The 13,686-nt window shown below is 65.9% G+C and carries 9 protein-coding genes; 3 read left to right on the forward strand and 6 right to left on the reverse strand.

Going from position 1 to position 13,686, the window contains the following annotated elements; genetic code table 11:
• Positions 1-116: 116 nt before the first annotated feature.
• The 4 genes from NM961_RS18265 to NM961_RS18280 form a co-directional block, all read right to left on the reverse strand.
• Complete coding sequence (locus tag NM961_RS18265; protein WP_255915848.1) at positions 117-506, reverse strand: hypothetical protein; 390 nt, start codon at positions 504-506, stop codon at positions 117-119.
• Complete coding sequence (locus NM961_RS18270) at positions 503-724, reverse strand: hypothetical protein (RefSeq protein ID WP_255915849.1); 222 nt, start codon at positions 722-724, stop codon at positions 503-505. The genes NM961_RS18265 and NM961_RS18270 overlap by 4 nt, the downstream gene beginning before the upstream one ends.
• A 101-nt stretch (positions 725-825) precedes the next feature.
• Positions 826-5,466: an RHS repeat-associated core domain-containing protein gene (locus NM961_RS18275; RefSeq protein ID WP_255915850.1), complete on the reverse strand. Its 4,641-nt coding sequence runs from the start codon at positions 5,464-5,466 to the stop codon at positions 826-828.
• Between the two features lie 676 nt (positions 5,467-6,142).
• Positions 6,143-7,066 (reverse strand): LysR family transcriptional regulator, encoded by a 924-nt coding sequence (locus tag NM961_RS18280; protein WP_255915851.1) that lies wholly within the window; start codon positions 7,064-7,066, stop codon positions 6,143-6,145.
• Between the two features lie 254 nt (positions 7,067-7,320).
• Here NM961_RS18280 and NM961_RS18285 point away from each other — a divergent pair, with 254 nt between their 5' ends.
• The 3 genes from NM961_RS18285 to NM961_RS18295 all read left to right on the forward strand — a co-directional run bounded on the left by NM961_RS18285 (position 7,321) and on the right by NM961_RS18295 (position 10,779).
• The gene (locus NM961_RS18285) at positions 7,321-8,160 is read left to right on the forward strand and encodes a type 1 glutamine amidotransferase domain-containing protein (RefSeq protein WP_255915852.1); all 840 of its coding nucleotides are present in this window, start codon (positions 7,321-7,323) and stop codon (positions 8,158-8,160) included.
• Positions 8,161-8,609: 449 nt separating this feature from the next.
• Positions 8,610-10,028 (forward strand): cation:proton antiporter domain-containing protein, encoded by a 1,419-nt coding sequence (locus NM961_RS18290; RefSeq protein WP_255915853.1) that lies wholly within the window; start codon positions 8,610-8,612, stop codon positions 10,026-10,028.
• 106 nt (positions 10,029-10,134) lie between these two features.
• Positions 10,135-10,779, forward strand: a complete 645-nt coding sequence (locus tag NM961_RS18295; protein ID WP_255915854.1) for a transposase — start codon at positions 10,135-10,137, stop codon at positions 10,777-10,779.
• A 124-nt stretch (positions 10,780-10,903) separates the two neighbouring features.
• Here the strand turns inward: NM961_RS18295 and NM961_RS18300 are convergent, their stop codons facing one another.
• Complete coding sequence (locus NM961_RS18300; RefSeq protein ID WP_255915855.1) at positions 10,904-11,662, reverse strand: choice-of-anchor D domain-containing protein; 759 nt, start codon at positions 11,660-11,662, stop codon at positions 10,904-10,906.
• A 429-nt stretch (positions 11,663-12,091) separates the two neighbouring features.
• Complete coding sequence (locus tag NM961_RS18305; protein WP_255915856.1) at positions 12,092-13,666, reverse strand: sulfotransferase family protein; 1,575 nt, start codon at positions 13,664-13,666, stop codon at positions 12,092-12,094.
• Positions 13,667-13,686: the final 20 nt, after the last annotated feature.

A 13,686-nucleotide genomic window follows, 5' to 3' on the forward strand; every position in this document is an offset into this window, starting at 1 on the left:
ATGCACGCGCTGCTGCGCGCGGTCATTGCGTTTGCCTCGGGGAACCAGGCGCTGCCGCCAGCCGCCCCACGTTGCAAAATGCGGCCCGGCATTGCGCCGGGCCGCGGAATGCCCGATCAACTTTTGCCGCTGTTCGGGTTGTCGGCATCCTTGTCGGAAACGCGATTGCGCGAATGGATGCGATTCTGCGCATCCGTAGTGCTGCGCTGCGCCTGCGCGGCCTTGCGCTGCGCCTCTTGCGCCAGCTCGCGCTGGTGCTGTCCGGGTTTTGCGGATTGCGGGGCCTTCTTGCTCACTTCGGCTTCGCCGCGAGCGGGTTTGCTGGTATCGGGCATGACGCTACTCCAGGGGCTTTCCACGCGGATGCGCCCCCGGTGCAACGCAAGTTCCGCACCATGCCCGCGCGGCATCAGAAGCATTTGCCCTTTCGACGACATGCTTCTGGTGTATTTGCTGTCGTCAAAAGAAGCCCCGCAATGCGGGGCTTCAGGTGCTTCAGGTGTCACTTTGCACTTTCGTCGAAATACGGATCCCCGTTCTCCCAGAAGAAGTCGTACTTCCGGCTTAAGCCGCGCAGATAAGGATCAATGTCAACTGCGAATTCCAGCGCCTGAATCTTGTCTGCTCCGTATACGACAATTTCCTTTTCCGGCAAGCCAGAGAATCCGATCGTGCAACCGGCGGTCCCCTCGCTGAAATCGAATGGGACTGATCCCTCAGTCAAGAGAAAAGGCTCCGATATGAGTATCGAGAACTCATGCCGCCCTGACTCTCCAGAAACCGAGTACAGCAATTTTCTCGTGGCTATGACCGGGCCAACCCGCATTATTCGTATCCCATGCATTGTCTATAGGACGTATTCGCGGCCTCGAAGCAAGCGAATTTCTTCCTGCCTTTCAGGCTGGCGCATGTGTTCAGAATACTGTTCTTCAGCGCCCGGCAACTCCTTTCCTTAGCTTCTTCCTCCTCTGCGCAGGAGGCGGCCATCGTATTGTTGAGAGCCTCTGCAAATATCTCGAATGGATTCAGTTTCGATAACTGGCGAAGCAAAAAATCCCCGACCCTTTGATCCATTGGTTCAGTAACCAGAGGCGTCGGTTCTTTTGTCGCTACCGGCCAGGTCCAGCTATTCACGCCTGATGGATCTCCATTGCCAACGAAGCCTGGGTTGATGGGCCTGGTTGTGCCCGCCGCCGTGCGCACAGCGGCTGACTGTAGTCCGAGAGGATCAATGAAGTTGACCGGGTTCCCGCCCACATAGGCATAGGTGTTCAATCCACCTTTCAGCCCAATCGGATCACTCTGCACATAGCGCCCGGTTTCCGCCTCATAATCGCGGAAGTAGTTGTAGTTCAGCCCGCTGCCGGCGTCATGGCGCTGCCCCGGGAAGCGCATGTCGAACACGAACCCGTTGCCGTCGGCATCGGGATCCTGCTCCGGGGCATCGACGCCGAACGGCTCGCCGGCCAGATCCCAGCGCCATACCGCAACGCCCTGCGCGCCGCGCGTGGGATCGATGACTACGCGCGGCGTGCCCAGCGCGTCGGGCTGCACGTAGTAGAGACGGCCCAGTCCGCCGTCGGGCCGCAGCACACCGACCGGCAATTCGCCCAGCCAGATGATTTCCTGCTGCGCCTGGCCGCTGCTGCCGTACTCGGCCAGCCATTCGCCATCTTCGCCATGGAGGAAAAACGTGGCACTGGCCAGGCTGCGCATCACCTGCTCGCCCAGGCCGTTGTAGAAGTAGCCCGCAGCCCCGGCGTGGCCGGAAGCCCCCTGCAGGCGGCCTGCATCGTCATGCACGTACAGCCAGCGCGGACCGCCGGGCTGGCCCGTGCCTATGCTGTCGAGATTGCCGGCGGCATCGTAGCTGCGCGCTTCGCTGCCCACCGATGCCAGCCGGCCGCCGGCATAGCCGTAGCTGGTGGTGGTGAACACTGGCGTCGTGGTGCAGCTGCCGGGATCGCCGGGAATGCTGCAATTGCTGTAGGACACCCACTGGCCCTTGCTCTCGCGATTGCCGTTGGGATCGTAGCTGTAGCTGTACTGCGTCACGTTGGCCGCATCCTTCGCCGCGGTGAGCCGCCCCAGGCTGTCATGCACATAGCGGCGCAGCGGCGGATCGGCCGGGTTGGCACCGCCCAGTTCGCGCAGGTTGCCGGCCTCGTCGTAGCCATAGCGGTAGGCGATGCCGCCCGGCGCCGCATCGCTGACCAGCTGCGGGCGATAGTTCAGATCGGCGTCGCGCTGCATGAGGCGGCCGTTGCCGTAGCGCCACTGCGCCACCGGGCCGAAGGGATGATAGGCCGCGTCGTAGATCAGCCGTTCCCGCGGCACGCCTTCGCGCAGTACGCCGATCTCGCGCACGCGGCCCTGGCTGTCGTAGACGTAGTCCAGTTCCATGCCCGAGGGATACGTCATGCCGGTGAGCCGGCCGCTGCTGCCGTAGTGCCACCGCAGCACGAAGGTGCGGCCATTGGTCTGCTGGATCTTGCGTACCAGATCGCCATAGCGGTTGTAGCAGAAGTCGGTGCTGCCGCTGGGATCCACCAGCCGGGTCAGGCGTCCCACGACGAAGTTTTCGCCGGCCGGGCAGGCGGCGTTGCTGTCGTAGCTGCGTGTGACGGTCAGGCTGGTATCGAAATAGCTGGTCACCAGCGGACGATTCAGGGCGTCGTAACTGTGGAACGCCGGCAGTTCGCGCGCATCGACCTGGCTGCTCAGGTTGCCGGCGCTGTCATACGTGTACTGGGTGATCCCGCTGTCGGGACTGAAGCGCGTCAGCAGGCTGCCGAATCCGTCGTAGACATAGCTGGTCGGCTCTCCGTTGGCATCGGTCACTTCGATGGGGCGGTCCATCAGGTCGTACTGTATGCCGCTGGTCTGGTTGATCCCCGCGGTATCGCGCGCGATCTGCTGCAGCCGTCCCAGCGCATCGAACACCTGGCTGGAAGCATAGTCGCGCGCATCGACCTGCCCCGTGTTGTTGCCGGCTGCGTCGTAGCTGAAGCTCACCGCGTTGGCATAGGCATCCGTCTGCGCCTGCAGCTGGCCCAGGGTGTTGTAGCTGCGCGTCAGGCTGCGGCGCAGCGTGCCGGCGCTGTCGCGGGTGGCTTCGCCAATCTGCTGGCCCGCCGCATTGAGCGTGAACTCGATGTAGCTGCCGGTGCTGTCGGTAATGCGCGTCAGCCGCCGCGCCGCATCGTAGCTGTACTGCGTGAATGCGCCGTCGGCCTCGATCAGGCGCGCCAGTTGTCCGCCTGGCGTGTAGTCGAGGCGCGTGACGCGGTCGTCGCTCTCGCTGCCGTTGTCGGTGCCGCGCTGCTTGCGCGCCACCAGCCAGCCGCGGGCGTTGTATTCCATGTCCGTCACCACGCCGTTCGCATCCCGCAGGGACAGCGGCCGGCCGGCACCGTCGCTGCGCAGCAGCTCGCCGACCTGGCCCAGGGCGTTGGTGACTTTCCAGAGATCGCCTTTGCGATAGGCACAGGTGGCCGGCGTCGCGGCGCAGGCCGGATCGTCGGCCATGCGATAGGTGTACGTAGTGATATCGGCCACCGGCAGTGCGCGCGGTCCGTCGACCGCGGTCACCAGGCCCACCAGCGGACAACTGCCGGCGCTCACGTCGGCTGCTTCGCAATAGTGGGTCGTGGTGGTGCGCGAGATTGACGTGGATACATCGTCCACGCTGGCCGTGAGCACCTGGCCGCGGCTGTTGTAGGTCCATTGCTCCTGCGACTTCACGTTGCCGGCCTGGTCCAGCACGCGGCGCCGGAGCAGGCGCTGGGTGCCGGCGTCGCGCAGGAATTCCGTACGCCGCTGCTCGGCCTGTCCCACCGCCTCGATCACCGCCGAGAGATAGGCAGGCTGGTACTCGAACTGACTGACATAGCCGCGGCGGTCGGTCAGCTGCTGCAGGCGGCCGGTGCTGTCGTAGCTGCGGCTCTCGCTGCCGCCGCCGTCGCTGCGTCCCAGCAGGCGGCGATAGATGCCGGGCTCGTAGCTGTAGCCGTCGGTACCGCCGTCGGCATTCGCCACGCTGGCCTGGTCGGCGCCGGTATAGCTGACCGTGGTCAGCTCGTTGGGCGTACCGAATACGCGGCTGGTGGTCACACGGCCATTCGCATCGTAGCTGAAGGAAGCGAAGCGCTGTCCGTCCTCGGCGGTGATGCCGGTCAGGTAGTGCACCTGGTCGGCGCTGCCGGCCAGGCCGGCTTCGTTGTAGTGGTACTGGCGCACCGCACCGCCGCCGTAATCCACGGCGACAAGATTGCGCGCGCTGTCGTAGCTGTAGCCGACCTGCCCGCCATCGGGCAGCTCGATGCGCTGCAGCAGGTTGGCACGGTATACAAAGCGCAATTGCCGCCCGCCGGCGGTCGTCAGCGACGTCAGCAGGCTGCCCTCGCGTCCCACCGTTACATCGTTGCGCGGATCGGCCGGGTCGCGCACATGCAGCAGCCGGCCATCGCTGTCGTACTCGCGCAGGCGCCCGTCGGGCTCGCGCAGGCGCCAGCCTATGCCGCCGGCGTTGACGCGCTCGATGATGCGGTCCTGGGAGTTCTCGCCGCGAAACCGGCCGGTCTGGTACTGCACGAAACCTTCGAGATAGCCTTCCTCGCTGACCAGGTTGACCGTGTCGCCGTCGGCGCTGACCGAATCGGCATAGCTGTGGCTCCAGCCCTCGGCAAAGCGGCTGTTGGGGCGGAACTGGCGCAGCGAATGGTAGTAGCGCGTGAACGTGCGCCCGGCAAAAGTGAAATCCGGCTCCGTGCGCGCCTTCTCGCCGGTGGCGGGATAGACCGGGTTGGCACTGGCCGCGCAGCTGCTGCACTGCTGCAGCGGACCATTGATCAGCACCGGCAGTTCGTTGCCCGGCGGACCGCAATGGTTGAGGTCCGCCAGGGTTGCCTCCGGTGCGGCACCGGCGATGGGCTCGAAATCGGCGGGGCAGTGCAAGGTCTGGCGCTTGGCCACGCTCCAGGTGTGGCTGCGCGTGGTGCCGCCGCTGCAGCTCGCGCGCGTGGTCAGACGCAGCGACGACTCCACCGCGCCGGTGTGCCGCAGCTGCGGCGTACCGTAGGGCGTGGCAACCGTGGTACCGGTCAGCGTGCAGCCCGCCCAGCGCGACACGATTTCCTGTTCCGCCGCGGCGATCAGATTGGATTCGCTGCCGCACAGGCTGGGATAGGCCGGATCCGACGACAGCGGCGTGCAGCCGAAGATGCCGCTGCCCATGCTGCCCATGTCCGCGCGATAGCTGGAACCGACGATGGACTGCGCAGGCCGCGAACGTACCGTGTACTGGAACATCACCCGGATCGCGCTGGTGCGCACCGTGGCCACGTGTTCCAGATGCGGCCCGCGGCCGGCATTGTCCGGATCGCTGCGCATCGCCGCTTCCGCCTGCGCGCGGGTGGCATATACGCCAAGCTTGTAGATATACGGATCGGCCGAACTCTGCGCCATCGCGCCGCCGGCTGACAGCGCAGCGGCCGCGCACAACCAGCCGCCGGCCCGGCGCAGGGACGGCAATAAACGAAATCGCAGCTTTCCGATGCAAGCGTTGCGTATTCCTGACATGACTTCCTCCAAGTTCCCACGCTGCCGGCCGCGCCTGGGCGCAGCCGGTTTTTCCGCCTGGGCGCGCAGCGGCAAGGCCGCGACGGCGAGAACCAGCGGACGCGCGCATGCTCGGCCCTGCGGCAGAGCCCTACAACGCCGCTGGGACGAATCGCACCGGCCAATGTCTGGACGGCACAGCTCACCCAGCGCAGGCGTGAGCCGGAACGAGCGCGGCGGAACGCACGGGGCTGGCGTGACCACCGCCAGTCACACCGACGCGGGAGGCCTGTTGCCAGGCCGTTGCAAGGCAGCGGCGGGCGCTCGCGGCCCGGCCGTTGCGCATGCGCAACTTCATGCAGCCGCGGAAACCGCCCTAGATGCAGCCACTGACCGGGAACACCCCGGCGCCTCCGGCGCAAGCGGGCCGATCCCGCCGCGGCGCCACGAACGTTGCCCTGTAGCCAGCCGGCTGCCGGCGCTGACAGACATTCGACGGCGTGGATTGGCCAGAGTGCGCAGACCGTGGCCTACACTCAGTGCTTCTGAACCCGGGACCACCGCAGGCCGCAGAAACACGCCCTCACGCAACGCCGCCCGGCCCGGCCATCGCTTCCGAAACCAGCACCTCGATCATGGCCCGCGCCGCCGCAGACTGCCGCCGGTGCGGCGCATACACGACGGAAAACGGCCGCGAGCGCCCGCGCAACTGCGGCAGCAGTTCCACCAGCCGGCCGCGCTCCAGGCGTTCGCGCACGATGAACTCATAGCTCTGGCATATGCCGACACCGTGCTCGGCCAGCGACACCACGCCGAGCACATCGTCCGAAATCTCGATGCACGAGCTGGGCAGCCAGTCGATATCGCGTTCGTGCTCGCGGAACGCCCACGGCGCCAGACGGCCGGTACGCGGCATCACGAAAGGCAGGCAGACGTGCCAGCGCAATTCCTCCAGCGTCTGCGGCGCGCCGGAGCGCGCGATGTAGTCGGGTGAAGCCACCAGCAGCAGCGCCGCGTCTTCGAGCTTACGCGCGACCAGACCGCTGTCCGGCAGATGGCCCAGACGGATGGCGAGATCAAACCCTTCCGCCACCAGATCCACAGTGCGGTTAGTGATATTCAGATCCACCTGCACGCGCGGATGGAGCCGGGCGAAACGCGCCAGCAGCCGCGGCAGCCGGTAGTGCCCGTAGGTAGTCGGCACGCTGAGCCGCACTCGTCCGGCCAGCTCGCCCTCCTGCCCCTGCACTTCCCGCCCGGCGTCGTCGAGCAGGGAAAAGGCCGACCGTGCCTGCTCCAGATACTGCCGGCCCGCATCTGTCAGCCCCAGCCGGCGCGTGGTCCGCTGCAACAGCTGCCGCCCCAGCCGGGTTTCCAGCCGCGCAACGGCACGGCTCAAGACCGAGGGCGTGGTCGACAACGCCACGGCACCCGCGGTGAAGGAGCCGTGCTCGACCACAGCGATGAAGGCCTCGACATCGGCCAGATAGTCAAATTTCCGCCCCATCTTGTCCCTGAAAGAACAAATGTTTTGCCAGAACCTGAATTTATCGCCCCAAAAGTGCGGAATAAAGTGGCGCCGCTCCACACCGCAGGATTAGCCGCCCAACCCGTGCGGTTCACGCCGGCCAGCCACGCCGTCCAGGGCAGCACCGGCAAGCCCACAATCGGCGGCGCCGGGCGCGGCGACGCGCGATGGGCTGCCCGGCGGCTGAAACGAAGTCCTGATCGATCGAACCCATTCCTCAAAGGAAACCCTTCATGAAACTGCTGCACAAACTCGTGATCGCAACGGCACTGACCCTGACGGCGGCAGCGGCCCAGGCCGGCAACGTGCTGGTCGTACTGTCCGATGCCGGTCACCTGGACCTGAAAGACGGCAAGGTCTTCCCGACCGGCTTCTACCTCAACGAACTGATGCAGCCAGTCAAGCTGCTGCGTGACGCCGGCCACCAGCTCACCTTCGCCACACCGAACGGCCAGGCGCCGACCGTCGACGCCAAATCCGCAGACCCCGCCTACTTCGGCAACGACGCCGCCAACCTGCGCGCGCATCAGGAACTGCTGGACCAGCTGGCCCTGACGTCGAAAGAAAAATCGCCTGTCCTGAGCCTGGCCCGCATCGAGCAGATCGGCTACGGCCGCTTCGATGCGGTCTATATCCCCGGCGGACATGCGCCCATGCAGGACCTGCTGAAAAGCCCGGCACTGGGCCGGCTGCTCGCCGACTTCCATGCGCGCGGCAAGATCACCGCGCTGGTGTGCCATGGACCGATCGCGCTGCTTTCGACGCTGCCGGATGCCGCGGGATTCGCCGCCGCGATGGAAAGCGGCAAGACGGCGCGCGCCCCACAGTGGATCTACAGCGGGTACAAGGTCACCGTCATCAGCAACGCAGAGGAAGAACAGGCCAAGCCGCAGCTCGGCGGCGGGGAAATGAAGTTCTATCCGCAGGCGGCGCTGGAACAGGCCGGCGTGCAGTATGTGAGCAATACGGCGCCGTGGGCGGCGAACGTGGTTGTGGACAGGGAGCTGATTACGGGACAGAACCCGGCTTCGGCGACAGGGGTTGCGCGGGAGATGCTCAAGCGGCTGAAGTGATGCGCGCCGGACAGGCGCATACCTCTGCGGCTGGACCGGCGGCGGCGGGTCGCCGGCCATCCGCAAAAAATCTGTAACAACAATGCGCAGCGGGAAGACATGTCTTGAGTGCGATAGCCGAAGTGGAAAATCGCACTTTGCCGACATATCTCCCGCTCATCATCCAGGATCAACCAGGACTGGTCGCAAGGTGCCTCGGTGGCTGGCATGCCTGCCTCAAAAGGCGAGGCGCCAGGAAATCCTGCCGGCGGGAGCGGCCCCAACCTCGCCGGCGGTTATGGAGGAAGGGAGACCCGAGCTGAAGGAGCTTTTCCAAGCTCCTGATTTTCCGTGAAACCCAAAATTCTCCACCTGTGCGGCCATTTCAATTTGTTCGCCCCCTTGCACAAGTGCTGTACGGCGAGAGGGACGCTCGGCAAAATTGCCCTCCCACTCCCCGGCCCCGCCCCATGAAGAAGTCACTGCTCTCGTTCTACCTCATCACGACGATTGCATGCCTGGCCATATGCGTGCTGGCGCTGCACCTGGGGCAAGGCCTGGTGCCGGGGGCTGAGGCTGTGGCCGCCAAGAGCAGCGCGCATGCAGGCTCAGGTGTGTTTACAGCGCTGGTCGGCAATCTCCGGCACCCGCTCGCGATTCTGCTGCTGCAACTCGTGGTGGTGATTGGCGCCGCCAAGCTCCTGGGCGCGCTGTTCCAGCGGCTCAAGCAGCCCGCGGTCATCGGCGAGATGATCGCCGGGATCCTGCTCGGTCCTTCGTTGCTCGGTGCGACATTGCCCGGGGTGAAAGACTTCCTGTTCCCCGCGACATCGATGGGCGGCCTGCAGCTGTTCGCCCAGATCGGCGTCATTCTTTTCATGTTCTGTATCGGCATCGAACTCGACCTGGCCGCCATGCGCAAACGGGCACAGGCGGCGGTCGCGGTGAGTCACGTCAGCATCGTGGCTCCGTTCGCGCTGGGCTGCCTGCTTGCGCTGGGCGTGTATTCCACGCTGGCACCGCAGGGCGTGGCGTTCGCACCGTTCGCGCTGTTCATGGGCATCGCCATGAGCATCACCGCATTCCCGGTGCTGGCACGCATCCTCAAGGAACGCGGCCTGAGCAATACGCCGCTGGGAAATATCGCCATCGCCTGCGCGGCGGTCGACGATGTGACTGCGTGGTGCATCCTGGCTGTGGTGGTGGCGATCGGCAAGGCCAACGGCTTCGGCGGTGCTGCGGTGACAATCGTCTTGTCGGCCGGCTTCACGCTGGCAATGCTCATGCTGGCGCGCCCGCGCCTGGAGCTGCTGTCGGTCCGTGAAGCCGATGACGAGAGTGGCCGGGCCCGTATCGTGGTCGGCGCTGTCGTGTTCGCCTTCCTGGCCGCCCTGTGCACCGAAACCATCGGCATCCATGCATTGTTCGGCGCCTTCCTGGCCGGCGCGCTGATCCCGGCGGAATCGCCGGTGGCGAAGCTGCTGCGGGAGCGGATCGAGACGTTCTCGGGCGCATTCCTGCTGCCGCTGTTCTTCGCCTTCACCGGACTGCGCACCCAGATTGGCATGCTCGACAGCCGCTGGGACTGGCTGATCTGCGCCGGCATCATTGCGCTGGCCATCGCCGGCAAGTTCGGCGGCAGCCTGCTGGCCGCGCGCTTCACCGGCATGAACTGGCGCGACGCCGCTTCGCTGGGCGCACTGATGAACACGCGCGGCCTGATGGAGCTGATCGTGCTGAATATCGGCTACGACATGGGCATCCTGTCGCCGCGCCTGTTCGCGATGATGGTGATTATGGCGCTGGTAACGACCATGATGACCGGCCCGCTGCTGACGCTGATCGAGCGCTGGCGGCCGCTCAATGCGCGGATGACGTCATCGACCTGAGCATAACGGGGTCAGGTTAACTTCCACCAACCCCGCCAGCTATTTCTGACCGAAAAACCAGCGAGTGCTGCTGTTCACTGGCCAGGCCGGGCGATGAACTCTATTCATGGCCCGCCTGCCCCGACTCGACCTACCCGGCATACCCCAGCACGTTATCCAGCGCGGCAACAATCCCTTGCCGTGCTTTCCCGATAGCGCCGACCGGCAGCGCTACCTGCACATCCTGCATGGCGCCCTGCCAGATACCGGCATGGCGCTGCATGCCTATGTGCTGATGAGCAACCGCGTTCATCTGCTGCTTGCGCCGCCGCGACTTGGTGCCGTGTCGTGTCTTATGCAGGCGCTTGGTCGCCGGTACGTTCGCGCGTTCAATTCCCGACGCGGACGGACGGGCACACTGTGGGAAGGCCGCTACGAGCCACGTCCGCGCGCGACGGACGCCCCTGCCCAATTCCCTTGCTCCAGCTGTGCATCACTGTGTGGCCAGCGTGACGATGTGCTTCCGTCACCCCATCCGGCCTACACTGCCCTGAGCACATCACGGACGGAGCGCGCAACGGCGTACCGGGCGCTGTTGGCGACGATCTTGCCGGACGACGAGTTGCAAGCCATCCGCAGCTATCTGCAACAACAACGCGCGCTGGGAAGAGATAGCTTCCGTGCAATGGTGGAGGCAAAAACTCGCCGCCTTGCCGGCATATGCTCCGCTCATCGTCCGGCATTGCGCAGGGGTAGTTGCAGGTCAACCTGACGCCGTTACGCGGTTACGTTTACAGATCGCCGTCGGCGAACGGCTTTTGCTCCAGCCATCGCACCGCGTCCTGCGTCAATCAGGGTCCAGGTGCAAGTTAACCTGACCCCGTTAGCGCACAGGCTCACGGGACCGGTGCGGGCGCGGCAGCTTCGAATCCGTCGCCGAACAGCGGGAGTTCCGGCAAGCCTTCGCCGGCGAGCGCCAGGACGAACGAGCCGGACGAACCCATGATGTCCAGTGTCATCGACGCGAGTCCGACTGCGGTGGGCCTGAAGGTGTAGGCCAGCGTGCAGCCGCCGAAGGCGCTGACCTCAAAGGGCGGTTCGGGACAGGTTCCGCCCGTGCGCACGAATGCGTTGACTACCGGCGATGGCAGGAATTGCAGGACGTGCATCGGAACAACCCGATTGTTGAACAGGCTGGCCGTCAGCTCGGGACTGCTCGAACCCACTGGCACCGGCAGGTACCAGATCGATGGCGGTGTGATTTCCAGGTAGCCCAACGCGCCCTCCCCTGCCAGCCCGAAATTGACGCTGCTTCCTCCCGACAGGGTGACGGTGAGGGTTTGGTAGAACAGCTTGGCGGAGGTTGGCGTGAAGGTGTGTCCGATGGTGCAGCTGGCCTGCGGGGCCAGGCTGAAGGGCGCCGCGCCGCAGGTTCCGCCGGCGCGCGCGTAGACGCCGCTGGCCGGCGTCACCGCGACGATGTTCAACGACTGGCTACCCGTGTTTATGAGCGTCGTCGCCTTCGGCTCGCTGGTGGTGCCTACGGCCTGATACCTGAAATCCAGTTGGCCCGGCGACGGAACAAGATCGGCCCTGGCACCAGCGGCCCCGCTCAACAACAAAATGCCCGGCAACAGACGAATGGCGCAATGCATGCAGGATTTCCTCGGAAATAGCCAGGGACCGGCGCACGGCCGCCGCATCGATTCGCAGTACGCGCAACGAGGTTTCCGGAACTCGCGGGAAATCGACCAGCACGCCCCCCACTTGAAGGAAATGCGGCGGGCAGATCGCTGCGCGGTTCCAGGCGGCCGGCACCTATCTCATTCAACGACAGATGCAGGCGAATACTGCCATTTGGTGAGGCTGCCCGGGCTCTTCGCGGGCGGAACACGCAGCGGCGGTTGCACCGGGCGCTCTTGGCCGACACCTTGCCGGACGAGACACAAGCCATCCGCAGCCGCGCAAACGGGGCCAGGTTAACTTACAGCGACGCCAAGCTGGCGCCGGACCATGTGCAGATCGGACGTGGCGAAGCGGCTTTCGTTCCGACTGTCGCGGCGCAGGAAGTCAACCTGACCCCGTTAATCTACACCGAGCCCTTGCCGCAACGGCTCAAGGCAGCGCGCATAGGCTTGCCAGCGGCCGACACTCGCGCGATTCACGGTGCCGCGCGCCTGCACGGAACTCAGCGTCCTGATCGACCGTCCGCGCCAGCGCGCGGGATCGATGACGCCGTCGTCCCACGCCAGTCCGCAGAAGTCAAACACACGGCGCGAGGTTTCGCGCGGATCGGCGACGAGGTCTTCGTAGTCGACGTCAAGCACGAAGCCTGGAAACGCGGCATGCCAGTGCGCCATGAGATCGCGGTAGAGGCCGTGGTAATGGGCGAGGTCGTCCATGCCGTTGGCGTGGGCGATGGCTTCCGGAAACGTTTCGCGCAGGTTGGCGAAGCAGACATCCAGGGGGTTGCGGCGCAGGTGCAGCACCTTGGCGTCGGGGAAGGCGCGCCGAATGGCACCGACGAGCTGAAAGTTGTCCGGCCGTTTCTCGGTGACGTGGGTGGCGGTGCCGATGGCGTGGTGGCCTTCGGCCATGAACGATTCCCGTACGCGCGCGTAATCGAGCTGCGGCAGGCGCTGCGCGAGAACCTCGTCGATGAGGACGGGGCAGTAGTAGTCGGCGGCATGGCGCAGCGCGGCGGTGAGGCGCGGCGATTCGCCGTAGGTATGCACGCCGGCATGCGCGCCGAGCATGCTTTCAAGCAGGGTGGTACCGGAGCGGTGCAGGCCGACGATGAAGATCGGGAGGTGATCGGTACGTTGGGGGCCGGACGCAGCCATGGCCGGCGTCTGCGGGGCTGCGGCGGAAGCATTGATCGGCTGCTTGAGCAGCGCGAACAGGCGCTCGTGCCGTGCACGATCGTAGGGTGCGCGGGCACGGGCGGAAGCGCAGGCGGCGGACAGGGCCTGCCACGCGGCGTCGGTGTCGCCGAGGTCGTCCAATTCCTTGAACAGCGCGTACAGCAGCAGTTCGCGGTCGCGCGGATCGAGCGGGCGCTGCAGGCGCTCGCGCAGCACGGCGACATGGTTGGCGTCCGCGGTCTGCCGGCGCAGGCGCGCTTGCAGCCAGTAGCCCATCGCCGACTCCTGCGGTGTGCCGAGGACCTGATCGAGGTCGGCGCGGGCGTCGTCGAAAGCACCGGCGTACTGGCGGATCAGTGCGCGGTTGACGCGGCATACGCCGTCGCCGGGCGCGGCGGCGACGGCGGCATCGGCCCAGTCGCGGGCGAGGCCATCCGCGCCGATCGCGCTGAGCGCGGCGGCCGTGCGTGCCTGGTCTGCGGGTGCGAGCAGGGCGCGATGCGGATAGGTCCGCGCCCAGTCCGCAAGTGCATCGTGCGCGGCGAACAGGCGCAAGCCTTCGACGACATCCGGAGCCAGCGCCGCCGGCGCGATGCGATCGCGCACAGCCGCCAGGAAACGCGCGCGCGCCGCCACGTAGCGGCCGCTCAGCAGCTCGACGCGCGCGCGCAGCAGTTCCGGTTCGATGTCGCGCGGGGATTCGGCCTGCCAGCTGTCGAGAATGACCAGGGCCGCATCGAAGCGGCCCTGGCCGACATGGCCGTCAATGCGACGGCGGCGTCGTTCGTCGCGCATGGCCGGCTAGCGCGGCGTGC

This window comes from Tahibacter harae, assembly GCF_024437735.1.
Lineage (GTDB): Bacteria > Pseudomonadota > Gammaproteobacteria > Xanthomonadales > Rhodanobacteraceae > Tahibacter > Tahibacter harae.

What these genes read in the sequence shown, in the direction of transcription:
- NM961_RS18290 (WP_255915853.1), top strand. Translation starts at nt 8,610, where the DNA reads ATGAAGAAGTCACTGCTCTCGTTCTACCTCATCACGACGATTGCATGC.
- NM961_RS18300 (WP_255915855.1), bottom strand. Translation starts at nt 11,662, where the DNA reads ATGCATTGCGCCATTCGTCTGTTGCCGGGCATTTTGTTGTTGAGCGGG.
- NM961_RS18305 (WP_255915856.1), bottom strand. Translation starts at nt 13,666, where the DNA reads ATGCGCGACGAACGACGCCGCCGTCGCATTGACGGCCATGTCGGCCAG.
- NM961_RS18275 (WP_255915850.1), bottom strand. Translation starts at nt 5,466, where the DNA reads ATGGCGCAGAGTTCGGCCGATCCGTATATCTACAAGCTTGGCGTATAT.
- NM961_RS18285 (WP_255915852.1), top strand. Translation starts at nt 7,321, where the DNA reads ATGAAACTGCTGCACAAACTCGTGATCGCAACGGCACTGACCCTGACG.
- NM961_RS18280 (WP_255915851.1), bottom strand. Translation starts at nt 7,066, where the DNA reads ATGGGGCGGAAATTTGACTATCTGGCCGATGTCGAGGCCTTCATCGCT.
- NM961_RS18295 (WP_255915854.1), top strand. Translation starts at nt 10,135, where the DNA reads ATGGCCCGCCTGCCCCGACTCGACCTACCCGGCATACCCCAGCACGTT.